Annotated in this window: 22 protein-coding genes and 1 pseudogene; 7 read left to right on the top strand and 16 right to left on the bottom strand. The window is 60.0% G+C overall.

Going from position 1 to position 21614, the window contains the following annotated elements; genetic code table 11:
• Nucleotides 1–26 precede the first annotated feature (26 nt).
• From ACHPFG_RS24820 to ACHPFG_RS24805, 4 genes are all read right to left on the bottom strand, one after another.
• Nucleotides 27–1643 carry an inorganic phosphate transporter gene (locus tag ACHPFG_RS24820; protein ID WP_431700686.1) on the bottom strand — a complete coding sequence of 539 codons (1617 nt, stop codon included), beginning with the start codon at nt 1641–1643 and terminating at the stop codon, nt 27–29.
• A 411-nt stretch (nt 1644–2054) separates the two neighbouring features.
• A complete protein-coding gene (locus tag ACHPFG_RS24815; protein ID WP_431700685.1) occupies nt 2055–3074 on the bottom strand; it encodes a transporter in 1020 nt (339 codons plus the stop codon).
• 146 nt (nt 3075–3220) lie between these two features.
• Nucleotides 3221–3529, bottom strand: coding sequence for a PepSY domain-containing protein (locus tag ACHPFG_RS24810; RefSeq protein WP_431700684.1), 309 nt, complete (start codon nt 3527–3529; stop codon nt 3221–3223).
• Nucleotides 3530–3629: 100 nt separating this feature from the next.
• Complete coding sequence (locus tag ACHPFG_RS24805) at nt 3630–4757, bottom strand: glycerophosphodiester phosphodiesterase family protein (protein WP_431700683.1); 1128 nt, start codon at nt 4755–4757, stop codon at nt 3630–3632.
• A 232-nt stretch (nt 4758–4989) separates the two neighbouring features.
• On the opposite strand from ACHPFG_RS24805, the gene ACHPFG_RS24800 reads away from it, so the two are divergent.
• Nucleotides 4990–5313 (top strand): DUF2025 family protein, encoded by a 324-nt coding sequence (locus ACHPFG_RS24800; RefSeq protein ID WP_027605634.1) that lies wholly within the window; start codon nt 4990–4992, stop codon nt 5311–5313.
• Between the two features lie 69 nt (nt 5314–5382).
• Here ACHPFG_RS24800 and ACHPFG_RS24795 read toward each other — a convergent pair whose 3' ends face one another.
• Nucleotides 5383–5706, bottom strand: coding sequence for an antibiotic biosynthesis monooxygenase family protein (locus ACHPFG_RS24795; protein WP_131697818.1), 324 nt, complete (start codon nt 5704–5706; stop codon nt 5383–5385).
• A complete protein-coding gene (locus ACHPFG_RS24790) occupies nt 5703–6410 on the bottom strand; it encodes a CTP synthase C-terminal region-related (seleno)protein (RefSeq protein ID WP_431700682.1) in 708 nt (235 codons plus the stop codon). The genes ACHPFG_RS24795 and ACHPFG_RS24790 overlap by 4 nt, the downstream gene beginning before the upstream one ends.
• 80 nt (nt 6411–6490) lie before the next feature.
• Between ACHPFG_RS24790 and ACHPFG_RS24785 the strand changes: the two genes are divergently transcribed.
• A complete protein-coding gene (locus ACHPFG_RS24785) occupies nt 6491–7372 on the top strand; it encodes a LysR family transcriptional regulator (RefSeq protein ID WP_431700681.1) in 882 nt (293 codons plus the stop codon).
• 30 nt (nt 7373–7402) lie between these two features.
• On the opposite strand, the gene ACHPFG_RS24780 is transcribed toward ACHPFG_RS24785, so the two are convergent.
• The 4 genes from ACHPFG_RS24780 to ACHPFG_RS24765 all read right to left on the bottom strand — a co-directional run bounded on the left by ACHPFG_RS24780 (nt 7403) and on the right by ACHPFG_RS24765 (nt 11474).
• Nucleotides 7403–7924 carry a DUF1003 domain-containing protein gene (locus tag ACHPFG_RS24780; RefSeq protein WP_431700680.1) on the bottom strand — a complete coding sequence of 174 codons (522 nt, stop codon included), beginning with the start codon at nt 7922–7924 and terminating at the stop codon, nt 7403–7405.
• A gap of 91 nt (nt 7925–8015) precedes the next feature.
• Complete coding sequence (locus tag ACHPFG_RS24775; protein WP_431700679.1) at nt 8016–9335, bottom strand: methyl-accepting chemotaxis protein; 1320 nt, start codon at nt 9333–9335, stop codon at nt 8016–8018.
• Between the two features lie 263 nt (nt 9336–9598).
• Nucleotides 9599–10657: a diguanylate cyclase gene (locus tag ACHPFG_RS24770; protein ID WP_431700678.1), complete on the bottom strand. Its 1059-nt coding sequence runs from the start codon at nt 10655–10657 to the stop codon at nt 9599–9601.
• Nucleotides 10658–10847: 190 nt separating this feature from the next.
• Nucleotides 10848–11474 (bottom strand): TetR/AcrR family transcriptional regulator, encoded by a 627-nt coding sequence (locus ACHPFG_RS24765; RefSeq protein ID WP_431700677.1) that lies wholly within the window; start codon nt 11472–11474, stop codon nt 10848–10850.
• 123 nt (nt 11475–11597) lie between these two features.
• On the opposite strand from ACHPFG_RS24765, the gene ACHPFG_RS24760 reads away from it, so the two are divergent.
• The 4 genes from ACHPFG_RS24760 (at nt 11598) to ACHPFG_RS24745 (ending at nt 15799) form a co-directional block, all read left to right on the top strand.
• A complete protein-coding gene (locus ACHPFG_RS24760; RefSeq protein ID WP_431700676.1) occupies nt 11598–12656 on the top strand; it encodes an MBL fold metallo-hydrolase in 1059 nt (352 codons plus the stop codon).
• A 339-nt stretch (nt 12657–12995) separates the two neighbouring features.
• Nucleotides 12996–13511, top strand: coding sequence for a hypothetical protein (locus ACHPFG_RS24755; protein WP_431700674.1), 516 nt, complete (start codon nt 12996–12998; stop codon nt 13509–13511).
• A gap of 139 nt (nt 13512–13650) precedes the next feature.
• Nucleotides 13651–15156 carry an amidase family protein gene (locus ACHPFG_RS24750; protein WP_431700673.1) on the top strand — a complete coding sequence of 502 codons (1506 nt, stop codon included), beginning with the start codon at nt 13651–13653 and terminating at the stop codon, nt 15154–15156.
• 85 nt (nt 15157–15241) lie between these two features.
• Nucleotides 15242–15799, top strand: a complete 558-nt coding sequence (locus ACHPFG_RS24745; protein WP_431700672.1) for an AAA family ATPase — start codon at nt 15242–15244, stop codon at nt 15797–15799.
• Here ACHPFG_RS24745 and ACHPFG_RS24740 read toward each other — a convergent pair.
• Entirely contained in the window at nt 15729–16109 is a 381-nt protein-coding gene (locus ACHPFG_RS24740; protein ID WP_184743821.1) for a helix-turn-helix domain-containing protein, read from the bottom strand. The genes ACHPFG_RS24745 and ACHPFG_RS24740 overlap by 71 nt on opposite strands.
• 94 nt (nt 16110–16203) lie before the next feature.
• A complete protein-coding gene (locus ACHPFG_RS24735; RefSeq protein WP_184743818.1) occupies nt 16204–17151 on the bottom strand; it encodes a hypothetical protein in 948 nt (315 codons plus the stop codon).
• A gap of 147 nt (nt 17152–17298) precedes the next feature.
• Here ACHPFG_RS24735 and ACHPFG_RS24730 point away from each other — a divergent pair.
• A pseudogene (locus ACHPFG_RS24730) lies at nt 17299–17775 on the top strand (substrate-binding domain-containing protein); the annotation flags it as partial.
• A 92-nt stretch (nt 17776–17867) separates the two neighbouring features.
• On the opposite strand, the gene ACHPFG_RS24725 reads toward ACHPFG_RS24730, so the two are convergent.
• The 4 genes from ACHPFG_RS24725 to ACHPFG_RS24710 form a co-directional block, all read right to left on the bottom strand.
• Nucleotides 17868–18515, bottom strand: a complete 648-nt coding sequence (locus ACHPFG_RS24725; protein ID WP_043293519.1) for an HAD-IB family hydrolase — start codon at nt 18513–18515, stop codon at nt 17868–17870.
• A gap of 73 nt (nt 18516–18588) precedes the next feature.
• On the bottom strand, nt 18589–19302 hold the full coding sequence (locus ACHPFG_RS24720) for an HNH endonuclease (RefSeq protein WP_431700671.1): 714 nt from the start codon (nt 19300–19302) through the stop codon (nt 18589–18591).
• A 196-nt stretch (nt 19303–19498) separates the two neighbouring features.
• Nucleotides 19499–20749: a ribonucleotide-diphosphate reductase subunit beta gene (locus tag ACHPFG_RS24715; protein WP_024077017.1), complete on the bottom strand. Its 1251-nt coding sequence runs from the start codon at nt 20747–20749 to the stop codon at nt 19499–19501.
• A gap of 579 nt (nt 20750–21328) precedes the next feature.
• Nucleotides 21329–21598 carry a DUF2790 domain-containing protein gene (locus ACHPFG_RS24710; protein ID WP_027607759.1) on the bottom strand — a complete coding sequence of 90 codons (270 nt, stop codon included), beginning with the start codon at nt 21596–21598 and terminating at the stop codon, nt 21329–21331.
• Nucleotides 21599–21614 lie beyond the last annotated feature (16 nt).

The following is a 21614-nucleotide window of genomic DNA, read 5'->3' as shown; positions in this document are numbered from 1 at the left end:
CCTCCCACAGTTGGATGTGTGTTGTGTCAGAACAGTTTGGTGAACAGCCAGTACAGGCTACCGGATAGCAGAATCGCCGCCGGCAAGGTGAGCACCCACGCCATCAGCAAATTGCGGATCGTCCGCATCTGCAACCCACCCCCATTAGCCACCATGGTCCCCGCCACACCCGACGACAACACATGGGTGGTCGACACCGGCAGCCCGAACATATCCGCTGCACCAATGGTCAGCATCGCCACGGTTTCGGCCGAGGCGCCCTGGGCGTAAGTCAGGTGGGTCTTGCCGATCTTCTCGCCCACGGTGACCACGATGCGCTTCCAACCGACCATGGTGCCAAGCCCCAGGGCGATGGCCACGACAATCTTCACCCACAACGGAATAAAGCGTGTGGCATCGTCGATCTGTTGCTTGAACAGTTGCAGCTTGTCTTGGGTGTCAGCGTCGAAATTGCCGACCTTGCCTTTGTCCATCAGGCGAATGGTTTCGCTGCTCAGGTACATATCGTTACGCACGTTGCCCACGGCTTCGGCGGGAACTTTGGCCAGGGAACCGTAGCCTTTGACCTGGTCACCGATCTGGCCGGCGAGGGCGGCGAGGGCCGGAATCAACTCGGGCGTGGCTTCCTTGGTGCGCATGTAGGTCGAAAGAACCGGCCGAGGGTCTCCCGCCAACGCCAGCGGCGCCGTTTTCATCAGCGCCACCTGGGTCACTTCGGCGACTGCGGCAAATTGCAACGACTGCTCGGCCGGCATGGCACGGTTCAGCGCATAGGCCATCGGCAGCGTGCCGACCAGGATCAGCATGATCAGGCCCATGCCTTTTTGCCCATCGTTGGAGCCATGGGCGAAGGACACGCCGGTGCAGGTGACGATCAGCATGCCGCGGATCCACCACGGCGGCGGAGTGTCGCCTTTAGGGGCTTTGTACAGCGCGCGGTTTTTCACAAAGGCGCGCAGGGCCAGCAACAGCAAGGCGGCGAAGGCGAAGCCGATCAGTGGCGAGAGCAGCAGTGCATAACCGATCTTGATCGCCTGGCTCCAGTCCACACCGCTGGTGCCGTCACGGCCGTGCATCAAGGCATTGGCCACGCCGACGCCGATGATCGAGCCTATCAGGGTGTGGGATGAAGAGGCCGGCAAACCCAGCCACCAGGTGCCGAGGTTCCATAGGATCGCGGCGATCAGCAAGGCGAAGATCATGGCGAAACCGGCCGATGAACCCACCTGCAAAATCAGCTCCACCGGCAGCAAGGCAATGATGCCGAACGCCACCGCGCCGCTGGACAGCAGCACACCGAGGAAGTTGAAAAAGCCCGACCACACCACCGCAAACTGCGGCGGCAGCGAGTTGGTGTAGATCACCGTCGCGACGGCGTTGGCGGTGTCGTGGAAGCCGTTGACGAACTCGAAACCCAGGGCGATCAACAGCGCCACACCCAGCAGCAGGAACGGTGTCCATGTGGTGAGCTGGGCGCCCATTTCGTGCATGTCGTGCATGAGGCTGTAGGCGGTAAACAACAGGCCCATGGCCAGCACGGCGAAGAAAACGATCACTGTCACCAGGCCGGGTTTCTTGTCCAAGCGCGGTTTTGAATCGACGGAGGATGAGTGCGTGGAGGCAGTCAGGGAAGGGGTGGCCATGCCGGGGCATCCGTGTGGAGAGGATGCCGTTCATGTTCGTTGCAGAATGTTACAGCGATGCTGCCGCAAGTCATTGTTTAGGTAATTGGGTGTGTCACTGGTCTATAAATCGCTGGGGAGCCAAGGGTATCTACACAACGTTTCAGACCCAGGCACATCTCCCTGTGGCGAGCGGGCTTGTCCCGCGTTGGGCTGCGTAGCAGCCCCAGTCAAGAAGAACGCGGTGTATCAGACACTCTGTAGAGGCTGGGTTTGGGGCTGCTTCGCAGCCCAACGCGGGACAAGCCCGCTCGCCACAACAGCCCTGTCTGCCAGGCGTTCAGCGTTGAGCCAACGTTGTGTAGATAACTGGCTATCGGGGGGGCTATCGGGGGGCTATCGGGGGCAAGCCGCTCCCAAAATTGTCGCATTTCAATTTGAAAACTTACGAAACGCCCAGCGCCCGGCAATCAATGTGAAGGTCGCCACCAGCGCCACCAGAATCCAGAACCCCTCCGGGTCCTGGGAAAGCGGCACACCGCCCACGTTCATGCCGAAAAAACCGGCGATGATGTTGATCGGCAACGCCAGTACCGTCACCACGGTCAGGGTGAACAGCGTGCGGCTGCTCTGCTCGTTGAGGTTGGCGGCGATCTCTTCCTGCAGCAGCTTGATCCGTTCGCCCAGCGCCGTCAGGTCGTTGATGATCAGCGCAAACTCCTCGGTGGATTTGCGCAACTCCTTTACGTCTTCCTTTTGCAGCCATTGCGGCGGGCGGTTGAGCAGGCGCAGCAGTGAACCCGGCTCCAGCGCGAGCAGGCGTTGCAGGCGCACCAGCACCCGGCGCGCCGCCCCCAGTTCCGCGCGGTTGGTGGACAGGCGCGAGGACAGCAACTGGTCCTCGATATGGTCGACGCTGATGCTGGTCTTGCGCACGATCTGCGTCAGCACTTCACCCTGGTCGCGCAGCAGGTGCACCAGCAGTTCCAGCGGCGAGCGAAAGTGTTCGCCGGCCTTCACCGACGAGCGCAACTTGTCCACCGAGTGCAAGGGTTGCAGGCGTGCGCTGATCAACAGCCGACTGCGGGCGCAGACCCACAGCGTGGAAATATCCGACGAGACCATGCTGCTGAAGTTGAACACCACGTCGTTGACCACCGCCAGCAGGGCTGAGTCGACGTGTTCGATACGCGTGGAGCGCGAGCCTTCGTGCAGGGCTTCGAAGAATTCTTCGGGCAAATCCAGGTTTGCCTGCATCCAACGCTCACAGGCGGCGTGGGCCAGGTTCAGGTGCAGCCATAGGAACTCTTCCGGATCGGCGGGTTGCTGCAAGGCCTGGAGCGCGGTGGCCGAATCAATCTGTTCACCCTTTTCACCGGGGCGAAAACGAAAACCGTAAAGCAAGCCAAACAGATCGGAATCCTGGTGGCTGTGGTCGAGGCTGTGGTTCATGGAGGCTCGCAGAGAAAGCGCCTGTAGGACGTTTCACAGGTTCGCGTGGGCGAATCATTGCAAGGTGGTATGACAGTTAGATGACGTTTTGATGCGCCCCATAAAAAACGCCACCCGAAGGTGGCGCGTTTACTTAAGGAGTCAACTCAAGTGTCTTGCTTGTCTTCCAGCACTGCGCCGGTCTTGGCGTCGAGCTTGACTTCAAACTTCTTGCCGGCGGTGTCGGTCAGCTCAACTTCGTAGACCAGTACGCCGCTGTTGTTGTGGTCCAGCTCGGTGTCGTGGATGGTGGCACCGGCGTGTTTGGCCACGGCAGCGGCGTTGAGCTTGTCGAAAGGCATCACCGCGCCGGACTTGAGCAGGCCTTCAATGTGGTCCGGGCGAACATCAGCCTGGGCCAGGCCGGCGGTCAGGGTCAGGGCGGTGGCAGCGAACAGGGCGGTCAGGGTTTTCATAGTGAGTGTCCTTCTTCGGTGAGCTGTTTAAGTGGCGCCAGATTAACCGGCGCAACTTAACTCATCCTTAATGGCGCACTGACACCAATGCGCGACGCTCTCAGTACTTGTAGTCGTTCAGCAGGTCTTGCACGCTGGACGACGGCCAGCGTTTGTAGAACTTCAGCAGTTCGGCGGCGCGGTTGGTGAAGATGCCGTCGACGCCGGCTTTCATCACCTTTTCGAAGTCGACCGGTTCATCCACGGTGTAGACGTGCACCAGCAGGCCCTTGTCGTGGGTCAGCTTGTTCATTTCAGGCTTCACCAGGTCGGTATAGCTCTGGTCGCCGTGGTCGGTCAGCTCAGCCGATGGGCCGGTACCGATGGCGCCGAGGCTCTTGGCTTCGTCGACCCACTTTTCGAACTCGGCGGCGTCTTTTGGCTCTTGCTTGGCGTAGTAGGCGGCCTTGGTGGTTTCGCCGGATTCGGCGAAGGTCTGCGTGGATTTCGGCTCGATGCTGCCCGGGCCAACCCACAGCAGCAGGATTTTCGGGGTGTTCGGCATTTCTTTCTGCAGCTCTTTCAAGCTGTCTTTTTCAAACGTCTGCAGCACCACACGGCCCTTGCCCTGGCCGACGCCGGTGTTGCTCTTGCCCAGCTTTGAGCCGGCGGAGCTCAACCAGCCTTTATCCAGCAGCTTGTTTTTCAGGTCGGTTTCGATGCCTGGGAATTGCTTGGGCTCCTTGGTTTCGATGTACAGGCCGGGTTTGTGCTGCGGGTTGCCTTCGGCGATCTTGATGATGTCGTCCAGGCTCTGGATCTTCAGGCCGACGAAGCCAGGACGCGCGCGGTCCGGGTAGGCGGCGTTGAACCAGCTGCCGGCGTCGAGGGTTTGCAGTTCTTTCCAGGTGAACTCATTGGCCGGGGCGTCTTTGCGCTCGGGGAACTTGGTGGCCACGTCGGTGGTGCGCTGCAGGTTGTTGTCGTGCAGGGCGAACAGCACGCCGTCCTTGCTGCGCTGCAGGTCCATTTCCAGGTAGTCGGCACCCAGGTCGCGCGCGACTTTGTAGGCGGCGGCGGTGGATTCCGGCGCGTCGTAGGACGCGCCACGGTGAGCGATCACGGCGGGGTAGGGAATGCCTTCGTTTGTCGCCAATTCAGCCGGGCTGATCGGTTCGGCAGCCTGTGCCTGGCCGAAGCCAAGCGCCAGTGCGAGCAGCAGGGCGCTCTTGGAAAACGTGACAGGCATATGCGAAGTCCTTTCGTGGAGGTAGCTTTGAGAAGGCCTCCTTTTTAACAATTGATTGCGAAAGGCGCCATCACCAAACCGACATTAACGTGCGCATGTGCCAATTTCCTCGGTTTTTTTGCGTGGCATTGCAGTATTCTTGCTCGCAGCCGTCCCGCTAGAGGACGGTACTTTCCGCCACGCGTGTAAACCATCTTTCCAGTCCCTGTGGGACTTTTCAGTGAGGTTTACCATGCGCATCACCTCCGAGCTTATCTGCCAGGCCGCCGACCAACTCCACGGTTTTGTTGGTCTCAACCGCAAGACCGGCCAGTACATCGTGCGTTTCAGCGAAGATTCCTTCGGCATGGACGTGGCCGACGACGGCATCATCCCCACCGCTGAATTTGTCTGGCTGCCGGCCCCCGAGCAGACCATGACCCTGTCGCGCGAGCGTATCCAGTTGCTGCTCGACCAGAATATCGACGACCGCATCAACATCAGCGAACCGCTGCGCGTGTATATGAAACGGGTGGAGATTCCACAGATCAGTGCGCTGCGCAGTCTGGTGAGCTAGACGGCATAGGCGGTAAGCGAGCTTTCTGTGGCAAGCCCGCTCGCCACAGAGAGCCAGGCGATACGACGGTTACTGGCCTTGGAATGTGTAGGCCCGTTCCACTTTGCACACCCGTGTCTGAAACGCCGAGTACCAGGTGGCGCGTCCTTGTTCACGCACCGCCCGATGCTCGGCCTGCTGCTTCCAGGCCAGGATCGCGGCCTCGCTGCGCCAATACGACACGGTAATCCCCAGGCCATCCTCCCGCGCCGATTCCACCCCGAGAAACCCCGGTTGATCGCGAGCCAGCTCCAGCATGCGGGCGGCGGCCTGGCCGTAGCCTTGATCGCCGTCGGTGCGCAATGAGCTGAAGATCACTGCGTAGTAGGGTGGGGCGGGTGTCGTGGCGATCATGCGCACTGCTCCTGGCACGCCTTGAGCAGGGCAATCGCCAGGGGCGGCGTGATGCCCTTGAGGGCCGCGCGTTCAGGCTGGAACAGCGTGGCGACGAAGAACGGATGGTCGAGCAACTCCACCGCGCGCAGATCGCCGGCCGCATCATGCCCGCTGGGAATCATCTCGCGTTCGAGCAGTGCGTCGGCGAATTCGGGGTTTATGCCGTAGCGGCAGCGATAGCCTTCCTCGATATCAAGGCGGCCGTAGGCCTCGGCGATGCGCGTGTAGGGCGTCAAACGCAGGCTGTCGCTGGCGTCTACCAGGGCGCAGCTCAGGGGCGTGATCACTGCGCGTTCAGCGCCTGGCGCCAGTTCGCCATGTTCGGCATCGGCCCAGCCCAGTACGTTGCGGGCGTATTCCAGCACCGCGTGTTGAAAACCGCCGCAAGTGCCGAGGAAAGGTCGCCGCTGTTCGCGAGCAAAACGTATCGCCCGCAATGCGCCGTCGGTGTCGCGGTAGGGGCTGGCGGGCACGCACCAGAAACCGTCGAAGCCGTGCAGTTCTGTGGTGGGCGTGAGGGTGTCGGTGTCGAGCCATTGCAGATGAACCTGCACACCGAGGTTTTCACCGGCCCGTTGCAGCGCGATGGGAATGGCTTGGTGCGCGATGACATCGGGGTTGTAATCGCCGATCAGGGCGAGGTGCAGGGTGGTGGCTTTCATCGTGTGCGTCCCATGGCTTGTGGTGTCCTGATGTGCACTATAGATTGGCGCGTACGCAATCAATATTGGCGTTTGCCCACATGCTCAATGCAGCCACGCACTATCAAATCGATTACCCCGACCTGTCGCTGATCCTCGCCCTGGTGCGTGGCGGCACCCTGGCGCGGGCGGCGGCATTGTTGCGGGTGGATGTGTCCACGGTGTTCCGCGCGGTGCGACGGCTGGAGGGCGCATTGGGCCAGACGTTGTTTGAAAAAAGCCGCGCCGGCTACCTGCCCACCAGCCTCGCCAGCAACCTCGCGCAGCAGGCCGAACGTGCTGAACAAGCGCTGGAAGCGGCGCGCATCGGCGTGGAGCAGGGCGGCGAGGTGATCAGCGGCACGGTGCGCCTGACCTGTACCGACTCGGTGCTGCAAGGGCTGTTGCTGCCGGCGCTGGCGCAGTTCATGCCGGACTACCCGGCGCTGACCCTGGAACTGAGCACCTCCAATGATTTCGCCAACCTCAGCCGCCGCGATGCCGACATCGCCCTGCGCCTGACCACGGCACCGCCGGAGCACCTTGTCGGCCGTTGCCTGGGGGGCGTTGCGTATCAGGTGTGTGCCAGCCCCTCGTATGCCCATCAACACGCCGCACGCTCGCTGGCGGACCTGGCCTGGATCGCGCCGGACGACTTCCTGCCCGACCACCCCACGGTGGCCTGGCGCCGCGAACACCTGCCCGGTGTACGCCTCAGTTATCGCTGCAACAGCATGTTGTCGGTCACCGAACTGGTGCGGGCTGGGTTGGGCGTGGCGGCGCTGCCGGATTTTCTGCTGGATGATGGCCTGCAACCCCTGGGTCCCGCATTGGCGGGGCACGACACGGCGTTATGGCTGCTGACGCGTCCCGATTGCCGCGCGTTGCGTTCGGTGGTGACGCTTTTTGATGAGTTGGGACGGCATGTGCGGATGAAACCCTGACATCGCCCCTCCGACAATGGATACGCACAGTTACTGGGGTTTTCTTACGTAGTGCTCATGCATTTCGCACGTCAGGGTTTCGATGTGTTCGGTCAGTTGCTTGGTCATTTCCGTCAGCCGGGTGTTTTGCTCCAGCAATTCCAGCAGCTGTTTGGTGGTTTGCGCGGCCTGGGCCTGGCGTTCGGAATTGGCGATGGCCAGTGCTTCGCGGTGTTGCGCGTCGGCGTCGGACTGGGCTTTGTCGCGGGCTGCCTGGCGCGTCTGGGCCAGCAGGATCAGCGGCGCGGCATAGGCTGATTGCAGGCTGAAGGCCAGGTTGAGCAGGATGAACGGGTACACGTCGAAGTGGGTGATGCCGGTCACGTTCAGCGTCACCCACAAGATCACGATCGCGGTTTGCGCACCGAGGAAGGTCGGTGTACCAAAGAAGCGCGCAAAGGCCTCGGCCTTGAGCGCAAAGGTGTCGTTGCCAAAGGTCGGCGCCAGGTGGGCGTGGCGCCGGTGAAAGCGCAGGTGATCGACGGGGGCGGTTTCGGGCTTGTCGGGGGTCATGGTGGGCTCGGGTCATCAACGTTAAGACAGTGAATCACTATAGTCCTGGCGACCTGTCTTACACATGAATAACCCGAGGGTCTACTGAGTGTTAGTGGGCGCCACGCTCATTGGCAAACGCACTCACCGCGTGCACCGCCTCGCTGGTGCCTTCGCGAATCTGCAGGATCACTGTACCGGCCTGGTTGGCCAGCTCCACGCCCTGGGCAGCGCGGTCGCGGGTCGCGTCCATGCTGTCGATGGCGTGGCGGGTCTCAGCCTGGATCACCGCGATCATGCTGGAAATCTCCGTGGTGGAACCGCTGGTGCGTGCCGCCAACTGCCGCACTTCATCGGCCACCACGGCAAAACCACGGCCTTGTTCGCCCGCGCGCGCCGCTTCGATAGCGGCATTGAGTGCCAGCAGGTTGGTCTGGTCGGCAATGCCGCGAATGGTGTTGACGATGGTGGTGATCTGTTGCGAACGCTCACCCAGCTTGGCGATCAGCTGCGAGGAGTTGTCGATGTCCGAGGAGATTTCACGCATGCCGCTGGCTGTTTTCTGGATCACGTCGGCGCCTTTTTCCGCCATGTCCTGAGTATGCAGGGACAGGTGATAGGCCTGGGCGGCACTCTGCGCGTCAGCGGCATGTTGTTGCACGCGCGCGGTGATGTCCGAGGCAAACTTCACCACTTTGCACAGGCGCCCGCTGGCGTCGTACACCGGGTTGTAGCTGGCTTCGAGCCACACGGGTTGGCCGTTTTTACCCACGCGTTCGAACTGGCCGCTGAACAATTCGCCCTGGTTCAGGCGCCGCCAGAAGTCACCGTAGGCTGAGCTCGCGGCGGTCTCTGGTGTGCAGAACAGGCGGTGATGCTGGCCCTGGATCTGCGCCAGGCTGTAGCCCATGCGCTGCAGGAAGTTGGCGTTGGCGGTGATGATCGTGCCGTCGAGGTTGAACTCGATGACGGCCATTGCCCGGCCGATGGCTTCCAACTTGGCGTTGGCCTCGCTTTCAGCCTGCAGGCGCGGGGTGACGTCCAGGGCGTACTTCACCACTTTGACCACACGGCCCGTGTCGTCACGCACCGGGGTGTAGCTGGCTTCCAGCCACACCGACTGACCGTTGCTGGCCACCCGTTCAAAGGTTCCTGATTGGAGTTCACCCTTTTGCAGGTTGGACCACAGTTGGCTGTACTCGGCGCTACGGGCGAAGGCGGGCGTGCAGAACATCCGGTGGGATTGGCCTTCGATCTGCACGGCGCGATAGCCCAGGGTGTTGAGGAAGTTGTCATTGGCCCGCAGTACGAGGCCTTGCGGATCAAATTCGATCACTGCCATGGAGCGTTCGATCGCGTCCAGCAGGCTGGCTTGGTAAGCCACGGTGTGTCGCAGGTGATTGATGGTTTTTTTATGGGCGTTGAATAGCATGTTCGGGGGCTCGGGCAAGCATGCGTCTCGGAGTATCCATGTGTATGCGCCTGCCCCCGTAAGGCATTCGCCTTACGGTTGACGTGCTCATTGTCAGCCTCCTTGTGCTGACAGCGGGGTGGAACAACGGGTTAAGAGTGATCAGCCTGACAAGAAGTTCGCCCAAGGGGCAGGACCATTTTTGGGTAGGCGACGAATGGAGGCATTATGCTATCGCCTATGGCGTTGGACGGAAGATTCAGGCGAGGAGTTGTAGGACTACGTCAGGCGGAACAGGCGATCCGTTCGTCACTGACACTCACCCGATTACGCCCGGTGTCCTTGGCGGCATAGAGTGCCCGGTCCGCCGCGTTCAGCCACATGGCTGCGTCGGTGAAGCGCGGCTGGAAGTCCGCCAGACCGATGCTCAGGCTGACGCGCAATTCCGGTATGTGCGGGGTGCGGTAATTGCCGAATGTTTTGCGCATCTGCTCCATGATCTGCGTCGCTTGCTCCAGAGGCATTTGCGGAAGAATCACACAGAACTCATCGCCACCGTAACGCCCGGCCAGGTCGTTTTCCCGCAGGTTGCGCCGCAGTTCCAGGCTCAGTTGCCGCAACACCGTGTCGCCGACGATATGGCCGTGGGTATCGTTGATCTGCTTGAAGTGATCAATATCGATCAATGCGATGGTGGCGTGGCTTTGCTGCTGCTGGCACTTGTGGAACTTGAGGTGCAGCAGGTCTTTCCACGAGCCGTGGTTGAGCAGGCCGGTGAGGCTGTCGGTGCGGCTCAGGGCACTGAGGGCGCGTTTATGCTCCGACAGCTTGATCGCCAGTTGATAACAGACCATGCCGATGGCCATGGGGTAGAGGGTCAGCATGGGCAGGCAGGAGTAGACCTGCAGCAGGCTGACGTCCGGGTTGAACTTGATGCCGAACAGCGCCCACGCCACGCCGATCCCCAGCCCCTGGGCGAGCAGGCCACGCAGGAACAGGCGCCGGCCGCCGGCGGCGACGTTGTTCATGGTCATCATCGACAGGATGGTCACGGCTGTCAGTGGCGTGAATTGCGTGGCAGCCGCCCAGAACCCGCCGAGTACCGAGTCATACAGGAAGTTGCGCTGTTCAGCCTGATAAGGGAACGGCGAGCGGGTGGATAGCTGGTACGCCAGATGCGCCCAGGCGAACCCATTGAACAGCAGTAACGCCCAGACCCAGCCCGGCATGGAGAGCGGGTACAAGGCGCCGGTGACGCTGATGCTGCCGACACCCAGGCCGATGATCCTTGGCTGGTAGATACGCCGGGCAAATGAGAGCCCTTTGCCTCGTCTGTTTTCCATAAATTCCTGGTTCAGCTGGTTTTCACATAGACGGCGGCGCGCGGCCACTGGATCGACCGTTGATCGGATAAGGCCTGTGAATATTGTCAGTTATTACCGTAGGAATAATCAGTGGCCTTCCAGGCCATTTGCGCAAAACAGAGGGCGAATGCGTCAAAAACGACCAGGAATGTCGCTCCTGCAACGATTTTTACCGGGGGCGGGGGGCGCTGACTTCGTAGCCGGCCAGGAATAAGTCGATGGCCGACTCAATAACGCTCGCCTGGTGGTCGGCATCCAGGGTCGGCTGGCCCAACGTGATCTGCGGCCAGAACGCGAAGGCCTTGAGCAGGCTTTGGATCTGGTGGGCGGCAAACGCCGGGTCGGTGCAGGAGAGGCGGCCGTCTTCCTGAGCGGCGCGTACCCACTGGGTAAAACCTTCTTCGCGCTGGCTCAGGCGGGTGACCATGTCTTGCGCCCGTTCCGGTGAATGGATGGTGGCGGCGATGGCCACTCGGGCCAGATCGAGGAAATTGGCGTCCGACATCATCTTCATCTTTGCCTCCAGCAATCCGCGCAATTGTTCACGCAGGGGGCGCTCGCTGGTGTAGCTGACGTCGAGTTGGGCGACGCTGCTGGCCCAGAGCTGGTGAAGGATTTCGGCGAACAGTTCTTCCTTACTGGGGAAATGGTTATACACCGTGCGCTTGGAAACCCCAGCGGTGGCGGCGATCTTGTCCATGCTGGTGACCTCGAAGCCGTTATCGCGAAACTCAGCGATGGCCGCTGCCACGATGGCTTGGCGTTTGCGGTCGGTGACGCGTTGAGGGGCAGTCATGGGTGGCGTTCGGCTCTTGAGGGTAAATTACACTGGGTAGTTTACTTGCTGCGGATTTTGTTGCAATCTTGAAACTACACTGTGCAGTGTAACTTATGAGCGGACCGTAGGAGTCACTCGGTAATGGCCACGATCTCAACCCGTATCAAGTCTTCGCCTGCGGCGCCCAAACCTGCCGAGTCGAAACTGGGGAGCTTCAGCAACGACGCCCCCGTGCAGCACGGTGGCTTTGGCAAGACCTTGCGTATCTTCTGGAACATGCTCTTCCATAAACCACGCAGCACGCGGCCGGTGGGGCAGATCCCGGTGCAACCGCTGACCCTCGAGCAGTTGCTGGGGGCGCCTGATCACAGCGTGTTCCGCCTGGGGCATTCCACCGTGTTGTTGAAAATGCGCGGCAAGTTCTGGCTGACCGACCCGGTGTTCGCCGAGCGTGCCTCGCCCTTCAGTTGGGCTGGCCCCAAGCGTTTTCATCAGCCGCCTATCAGTCTTGAAGAGCTGCCGCCCCTGGAGGCGGTGGTTCTTTCCCACAACCACTACGACCATCTTGACCATAAGGCTGTGATCCAACTGGCCGACAAGACCCGTTACTTTCTCGCGCCGCTGGGCGTGGGCGACATTCTGGTCAAGTGGGGTGTCGACGCCAGCAAGGTGCGGCAGCTGGATTGGTGGCAAGGCACCGAGGTGGATGGCATTCGCTTTGTCGCCACGCCGGCGCAGCACTTTTCCGGGCGTGGCCTGTTTGATGCCAACCAGACCCTCTGGTGTTCCTGGGTGATGATCGACGGCACGCGCCGCATCTTTTTCAGCGGCGACACCGGCTACTTCGACGGCTTTAAACGCATCGGCGAACAGTACGGCCCGTTCGATCTGACGTTGATGGAAACCGGTGCTTACAACGTCGACTGGCCCCATGTACACATGCAGCCGGAGCAAACCCTGCAAGCGCATATCGACCTCAAGGGCCGCTGGCTGCTGCCGATCCACAACGGCACTTTCGACCTGGCGTTCCATGCCTGGCACGAACCATTCGACCGCATCATGGCGCTGGCGTGGGAGCGCAATGTGTCGATTACCACACCGCTGATGGGCCAGGCGTTCAGCTTGAACCAGCCGGAGCGTGGATGTGCATGGTGGCTGGAAGTGGAAACCCAAGGTGCGCAAGAGCGCCTTGTGAGCTGAGGGCGCAGAGGCGACGAAAAAGGAGTTTTCAAGTTGTTTCGGGTCTGCGACAGGCTTCGACGAAGGATGCGATGATCCCCGGAAAATGATTTCAGGGGAGGCGTTCCGATGGACAGCAAATGCAGAAAGTTTTCGCGAGCGGATGCGGTTTGCCAGGTGGGCCAGCCGTTGTCTGCGCCCCTGGATATGACCTATTCGGCGTCTTCATGCCGTCGACCTTCCACCGATCAAGCGCCCCCTCGCCGTATCGCGTTTGATGTCGATCCCCATCCTCAAACCCACCCCAATGGTGGCCTCCTGATCCCCGGGTATAACGTACCGGCACTTCCCATCAGACCCATGCGTGATCCCTCGTTGATGCTGATTGCCTTGAGCGGTATCGACCCAGAGGGCCAGGTGATGGTGGAGGTACCTCTGGTGCAGAACAACAGCCCCTTTGCCGGCATGCAAGTATTGGCCGGCAGGCGCGTGGGGTATGGCGACCGATATGGACGTGGCGATGGTCACGAACCGATTCAACACCGTGCGCCCTTCATGCGGGCGCTGGACGTTTTGCGTCGGGCCGGGGCGCAACTGATACCCGTACCGGCGCAACGTGTCGACGGCACCCTCACGTTCAACCTGCATACTCATAATGAAATCGATGAACTTGTAAATGAGTACCGGCTGGATGCCCTGGTGTCGGACAGTCAAAGTGCTGCGTTCCATGGTGCGTGCTGGAGTGGTTACCCCAGGTTCGGCGAGACCCTCGAGGGTGGTGCGACGTTATGGTTCTACGGTGCGCGATGGTCGAAGGATTCGCTGGCGGCGCTGGTGCAGGGTTATCGCAATGCCTGTTGCGTGGAGAATGCATAGCATGGGCTACCTGTGGCGTTGAACAATCCTACGAGGTGAACGGCCTACGTCATGCTGGCGGGGATGAGGGAAGTTTTTAGACTGGCGCACGGATCAACGGTGGTCCTTCGTCATTTCTTACTTTCCCCCGAGGTGGTTCATGTTTGGTATCGGTTATGGTGTGAATGCGCTTGTTAACCACGCGGCGTCTTGGATGGGGTTGCAGTTGACCTCCGACACCTCCAAACCGGTTCCGCCCGGAATGGAATGGGCCAGTGTTCGTGAGCTCGGTGAACAAATGGCCAGGTCGGGCGGGCTCACATCGGAAGATCTGGTCACCTTCTTGCAAGCGCGCATTCGCAAACACGACCCTGCGTTAAACGCCATCATCGAACTCAACCCTCAAGCGCTGGAGATTGCTCGCGAGCTGGATCGCGAACGCGCCAGCGGCAAGGTCCGAGGGCCGCTGCACGGCATTCCCGTGCTCCTCAAGGACAATATCGAGACGGGCGACACCCAGCAGACCAGCGCAGGCGCCTTCGGGTTGGTGGGGGCCGCTGCGATCAAGGACGCGTTTATCGTCGAACGCCTGCGCCAGCAGGGCGCAGTGATCCTGGGTAAAACCAACCTGACCGAACTGGCCGGTTTTCGCGGCGGTCCCGATGGGTTCAGCCAGCGGGGCGGGCAAACGCTCAACCCTCATCAAGCGGATGCATCGGTCGGGGGCTCAAGCTCGGGCTCCGCCGTTGCGGTTGCCGCTGGTTTGGCGCCGTTGGCCGTTGGCACCGAAACCAATGGTTCCATCGTCGTCCCGGCGGCATTTAACGGGGTGGTCGGTTTCAAGCCCGGCGTGGGCTTGTTGAGCCGTAGCGGCATCATTCCTGCCAGCCATCGACAGGACACGCCGGGGCCAATGACGCGTTCGGTGTTTGATGCTGCGTTGTTGCTCAACGCCATGTCGGGCAGCGACCCTCAGGATTCAGCCAATGTGGACGCCCCCCGAGGCATTGACTACACCGCGTTGCTCAAGCCTGGCGCCTTAAAGGATAAACGTATTGGTTATCCCGCAACCTTTTCCGCGAATGGCGAAAACCTGCCGGTGGACAATAGCCCTCAGTTTCAAAAAACGCTTGATGTGCTTCGCGCACAAGGTGCAGTGCTTGTACCGGTGAACATGCGGCTGGCGGATGCATCACGCTATGGCGAACTATTGTTTGCCGATGTGAAGAGTGAGTTGAATGATTACCTGGGTAAGCGCGGTGGGCTGCCGGTCAAGTCAGTTTCCGAGTTGATCGCGTTCAATGAAAAGCGCGATGGCAGCGACACCGACCACCAACCGCTGCTCAAGGAAATCGACGCATCCACCCTGACATCCGACGAGCGCAAGCCGCTATGGGATGCGCTTATCCAGGATTTTCGCAGCACAGTGGATGAGCTGATTGACGGGGAAAAACTTGATGCCGTGGTGTCGGACTTTGAAACGAACAGCTATTTTGCAGTCGCAGTGGCCGGTTATCCAGGAATCTCGGTACCTTCCGGCAAAGACGAGCACGGCGTGCCGGCCAGTGCATACTTCTTTGGTGCCCGCTGGACCGAACCCACGCTGCTTGCCGTAGCCCATGGCTACGAGGAGGCCGCGTGGGTCGGCTCCAGGGCCAGGCTTTGAGCAACAGGTGGCTCTAGGCGTCGGCGTGTACAAACCCAAGGGCTGACGCCTTCAAAAGATACACTCAATGCGATGGAAGGAAGCCATGGCCTATCGAATTCATATCCTCGGTGCTGCGGGGGCCGGCACTACCACCCTGGGTAGGGCCTTGGCAGAGAGTCTGAACGTCGCTTGCTTCGACACTGACTACTTCTACTGGCAGCAAACCGACGCCCCCTTCACCGTTGCCCGGCCCAAGGATGAACGCATCCGTCTGCTGCTGGAACAGACCGCCGGCCTGGAAGGTTGGGTGCTGTCCGGTTCACTGTGCGGCTGGGGTGACCCCATGATCCCGCAGTTCACCCACGTGGTGTTCCTGCGCCTCGACCCGCAAGAACGCCTGCACCGCCTGCGCATGAGGGAGGTGCAACGCTACGGTGATGAAATCCTGGAAGGTGGCAGTCGCCACGAGAACAGCGTCGCTTTCCTGGCGTGGGCCGCTCGCTACGACAACGGCAACCACAGCCTACGTAGCCTGCGTCGGCATGAAACCTGGTTGGCGGCACTGACCTGTCCGGTGATCCGGTTGGACTCTACGCACCATTCGGTTGGGGCGTTGGTGAATCAATTGATGCCGCTGTTGAGCCCATCAGCCGCGAAATAATGTTGTGTGCAGCGGGTTCGACTGGGGCGGTGTCAAACCGCCGCACACTCATGCCCCACCCTGGCGCAAACCCCGGAAAAAATACCAGCCCTTGCGCCTCCAACCGAAACGCCAATGCCAGGCGGGTTTCATCACCCACGTCGCCCTGGCTTTCAAACTGTTGGATGGCATCCACCGCCACACCCGCCTGGCGGGCCAGCTCTTCGCGGCTCCAGCCCAGCATCGCGCGGGCCTGTACGCTGTGTTTGGCGGTGAATTGGTGCAGGACGATCTGCTGTTCTACGAAAGAGCTCATTGCCAGAGAGGACATGGGGTTTCTCCAGGATTCGACGGGGGAGGGCAAACTATACTGTGTTTTTGTACAGTTGTTTTGACCGCTCATCAACTGGATTCTTATCGACCCACTATTCCAACCCTGGTGCCTCACGAATGATCAGGTGATCCAGGTTCTCGATATTCGCGCTGAACACCCCGAACGTCTGCTCGGGGTTCTTCTTGCTGGGCACCTGTTTCAGCTCCGGCGTGACACCGTAGAAGAAACAATACAACGCCCGTTCACTGTCCGCCGCCGCCCGGATCTGCTCCAGGAACGCCTTGCGCTTGCGGTAGTTCTCGATGAGCTTTTTGCTCAGGTAGACGTTGACCGAGTAGGGCTTCTTGTCGAGCCACACCTTCTTTTCGAAATCGATGCGAAAGCTGCTGGTGTAGTCCTTGATCGCTTTGATCTTGCCCCAGTAGATCAGGCCCTTGTTGTCTTGCAGGTATTCGATCTTCTTGAAAAACGCCGAGTAAGTCGCGGTGTGCTCGCCGATTTTCAGCGGCATGCGCTTGAGTTTTTCCTTGTCGTCGATGTTCGACACAAAACATTCCACCGGGTGGGCGAACACGCTGGTTTTGTCCGGGGTAGTGTCGCTGGAACTGACAGATTCGCCGCTGCCGGTTGAGGGTGTTTTCGCTGAATCTTGTAGGACCCGCCCCTCGGTGCCGCCCACCGCGGTTTTACGCTCGTACGTACGACGGGTCAGGACAAATTCCGATGGGAAATTATCCTCACGCTCATCGTCGTTTTCGCCTGCTGCACCCTTGTGGAGGCTGGCATAACGGCACCCGTCGATATGCCGCGTGCTCGGCGTGTTTTTGAAGTGCGGGGTGCGTTGGTAGTTGACGTTCTTGGCGTTGAACGTGCTCAGCACATTGCCTGCTTCGAAGGCGGCGCGACAGGCATCGTTGGGGCACAGGAAACTGTCCTGGTCGGAATCGTAGGCAGCGGTTTCGTCGAAATTCAGGTCTCGTACGTCATAGATCGACAGCTTGTCATCGAGACTCAGGCTGTAGGCCGTGTCGAATTTCATGGGGCTCGGGTCCGTGAGAGGTTTCGCTATTAATAGCGGGAACCCGCGCAAATATCAGTAAGAACCTGCAACCCGCCGTCCGCTCAGGAAGCACAAGGTTCCGCCTATCGCCGTAAGCGTGCCCAACGCATAGAACATGCTGGCCGGCGCCGCGTGGTCGAAGGGCGCCTGATCGTCGGCATCGTCCCCGTCTACCAGCGCCGCGAAGAATTCGACTACTTCCCGCTGTACGAAGAAAAGGCCCACGCCTACTGCGCCGTAGGACACCCGCTCTTCACCGCGAACGACATTACACCCGAGGTGCTGCGCCAATATGAAGTGGTCAACCATCGGTATGCGATCCATCGCGACAAGACTAATTTCGTCAACTACGACAGCCAATCCGCCTCAGCCTCTCAGGTTGAAGCGGTCGCCATCCTGGTGCTGACCGGCCGGTTTATCGGCTTCCTGCCCGAGCACTACGCCGCATCGCTGGTAAGGGAAGGGCACCTGCGCGCACTGTGCCCGGAGCACGTCCACCTGAGCACTGCTTTTAACCTGATCCTGCGCCACAACGCGCCGAGAAGCCCTTTGGTAAAAGCCTTCGCCACGGCGCTGGGCGTAGACCTAAAGACGCCGCTCTAAGCCCCGCCAAAGATCAAATGTGGGAGGTGTCGAGCCTCAGCGAGGCAGCGATGGGATCGACTCGGTTCTCCAGCCGATCCCAATTACCCGCATCACCGCTGCAACCGAGCCCGCTTTTTCTTCTTCGCATGAAAATGCCGAAAATGCGCATCCTGTGCCGCCGCCAGCAACTCCCGATCCCCACGCGTATCGCCCCAGGCCCGGAGCCGATACTCCCCCAGGTCCCCATACACCGCCTCAAGCCGCAGCACCTTATTCTCACACCGGCAGTTATTCCCGGTGAGCTTGCCGGTCAACACCCCGTCGACCACCTCTAGCTCCGTGCCGATCAACTTGATCCCCAGCCGATCGGCAAACGGCTGCAACACCAACGCCGGCGACGCCGAACACAGCGTCACCACTGCCCCTGAACCCAACTCCTGCTCCACCGACAACACCCCGGCCGGGCGCATCAATCGCGCCCAATTGCGCTGGCAATACTCCTCGGCCTTCTGCTGCACCCACGTCTTCTCCACCCCGGTCATAAAGGTGCGGATCAACTGCGCCTTCAACTCATCCCGGCTGATCTGCCTCACCAAAAAGCGCAGCCCAGGCACCGCCAGCTTGACCATCCGGCCATAAAACTCGCCGGTGCCAAAGGCAAACTTGAGGAAGGGCACGAAACTGTCGTGGTGGGTCAGGGTGCCGTCGAAGTCAAAGACGGAAAGTACTTTGGCATCCACAGGGCCGGCTTCGAGCATGTCTGGGTTCACGGGTTGGCCTCGGTCCTATCTAGTATTTTTTTGAGCGTGCATCAGGTGTGACAGCAGGAGTCTACTCCCGTGCCAATCTTCCGACCTTGGCGTAAAGCCCCTCGGTGAAAGCCTCCCGGTCACTCGACCGGTGACAACGCTGATGGCAATTAGGGCACAAGGCTACAGCATTGGTGATGCGATCCGAACCCTTCTGGGCCAGGTGCTTGACGTGATGTACTTCGAGAAATGGCAAACCGTCGACCTCAAACGGCGCGTTAGCGCCGCAGCCTTCGCAGATGCCCTCGGCCTCTTTCAGTACCCAGGCGCGTACCTTTGGGTCGCGAACAAAAGCAGTGCTGACGGTCGAGACCTTCTGCGGCTGGGCAATGCCGTCCGGTAGCTGAGTGAAAGGTTGCTGCTGCAGTTTGGACGCACGGCGGATAAGCGTTTGCTCGTCTGCTGTTTGGGCGGCGTCTTCGGATTCGAATACACCCTGCGCGGCAAGCGCTTGGCGGATGCGTTGTTCCACGCCTGTGCCCACGTTCTTCGCAGGCTTATAGCCTTCGATGCGGTCCCAGCCCATACGCACAAGCACGGTGGAGATATTTTGCATGCGGAACTCGATGGAGCCCTTTGCACGGCCTGCCACCGGTCCTTCGCGCAGAAGGCGGTTTTCGAGGGCTTTATTGAACGGTTGGCCGTTCTTTTCCCAGGCCAACATCTTTAGGTACGCCTCGACCGCAGCTGCCAGCTCCGCGTCGCTCCAGTCCGTCTTGTCTTTCGTAGTATCCATACAGCCGCCGAGGGTAGAAAACCCTCGGACGATACTGAGTAGCCACTATCGAGTCTACGAAATTTCCTACGATCCAGAAGGATTTATAGGTCAGCTACTTTGGTAAATTCGTTGCTTTGTATGGAGAATCTTTAGTGAGCTCGCATAAAAAAGCCCCGAACAAGTCAGGGCTTCTTGGTGTTGCTGTGCTAAGGAATCAATCCCAGCTCAACGCCCCACCCGTCTGATACTCAATAACCCGAGTCTCAAAGAAATTCTTCTCTTTCTTCAAGTCCATAATCTCGCTCATCCAAGGGAACGGGTTAGTCGTCCCCGGATACTCTTCCTTCAAACCAATCTGCGACAGACGACGGTTAGCGATGAACTTGAGGTAATCCTCCATCATCGCCGCATTCATGCCCAGCACCCCACGCGGCATGGTATCGCGCGCATATTCAATCTCCAGCTGCGTCCCTTGCAGGATCATCTGGGTCGCTTCTTCCTTCATCTCGGCATCCCACAGGTGTGGGTTTTCGATTTTGATCTGGTTGATCACGTCGATACCGAAGTTCAGGTGCATCGACTCATCGCGCAGGATGTACTGGAACTGTTCCGCCACGCCGGTCATTTTGTTGCGGCGGCCCATGGACAGGATCTGGGTGAAGCCGCAGTAGAAGAAGATGCCTTCCAGCACGCAGTAGTAGGCGACCAGGTTGCGCAGCAGTTCCTTGTCGGTGTCGACGGTGCCGGTTTCGAACTTCGGATCGGAGATCGAGCGGGTGTATTTCAGGCCCCAGGCTGCCTTTTTGGCCACCGATGGGATCTCGTGGTACATGTTGAAGATCTCGCCTTCATCCATGGCCAACGATTCGATGCAGTACTGGTAGGCGTGGGTGTGGATCGCTTCTTCGAAGGCCTGGCGCAGGATGTACTGGCGGCACTCTGGGTTGGTGATCAGGCGGTAGACGGCCAGGACCAGGTTATTGGCGACCAGGGAGTCGGCGGTGGAGAAGAAGCCGAGGTTGCGCATGACGATGCGGCGTTCGTCGTCGGTCAGGCCTTCGGGGTTTTTCCACAGGGCGATGTCGGCGGTCATGTTGACCTCTTGCGGCATCCAGTGGTTGGCGCAGCCGTCGAGGTATTTCTGCCAGGCCCAGTCGTACTTGAAGGGCACGAGCTGGTTGAGGTCGGCGCGGCAGTTGATCATGCGCTTTTCGTCAACGGCGACGCGGGCGGAGGCGCCTTCGAGTTCGGCGAGGCCTTCGGCGACGTCGAGTTTGTCCAAGGCAGCCTTGGCGCGCACGATGGCGGCAGAGTCACTGGCGGTGACGGCGCGGGCTTCGATGGCGGCGGCGGCGCCGGCACCGTCGAGGCGGTCCATGTTGGCTTCGGTGGCGTGGCCGGCGTTGGCGCCTTTGGTGGCTACTTCGCCGTCTTCTTCTTTGTCGAATTCGTCCCAGCTCAGCATGACGTGTCGTCTCCTGCGTGAGGGCTCAAAGGTGCCCGTGTGAAACCGGATGGTTGGGTGTTCACACGGCCCCAGGGCCGCGGTGGATCTTAAGGAATCGTTTGTTGCAACAGCTAGCGCAGGCATTAAACGGAATTGGGTAACGGGTGCTCTGCGTGAGGCTTGAGGGGCGGAGCGACAGGTGCATGCTCCCGCGCGGGCTCAAGGTTTGGCTCTTCGTCCCAGTGTAAAGGGATATTGCAGGCCCGATTTACCCGCGCATTATAGGGAAAAATTCGGCTTTGTGTTGCGGCGGATGGTCTCGGATCAGAGACAAAAAGGCGGCTATTTGAGCCAGAGTGAGGGTTTGCGGGGGGTTGATGGGGTAGGAAATTTTTGACGGGCGGTGGGCTATTTATCGTGGGGGGGAGAGGAGGGCTTTTTGAGGGCAGGAAGGGAGGGCCTGGGCTGAGTGACGACCGCTATCGGGAGCAAGCCCCTTCCACCTTTACCGCGTGTCGTGCCTGGGGCCGGTTCTTTGCCGCAAGAGCGATTTCTTGCGGCGAATAAGATCCGGGTCTGTTCTAACTAACGAAGTTGTTATCCGTTAGAGCAACCATTACCCATGACATGGTAATTAAGGATATGACGCTGACCTTGGGAATCTTCATATTCCATCTTCACCGGTACAACTTCGCAAACTTCCGGAATCGTGCTCATGGACAATACTTTGGCCACATCCAGCTTGGTGCTGTAGGTGTAATCCTCAACAATCGGGGCGTTCTGGCCGGCCAGCTCGGTCGGGGCCTCGTCGGCCAGGGCGGCGGTGGCGCACAAGCTGCTGAGGGCCATAACTACGAGAGCTTTCATTTCTTTACTTACCTTC

Source organism: Pseudomonas sp. BR20, from assembly GCF_050780135.1.
Taxonomy (GTDB): domain Bacteria; phylum Pseudomonadota; class Gammaproteobacteria; order Pseudomonadales; family Pseudomonadaceae; genus Aquipseudomonas.
This window is presented reverse-complemented; position numbering and strand designations above follow the sequence as displayed.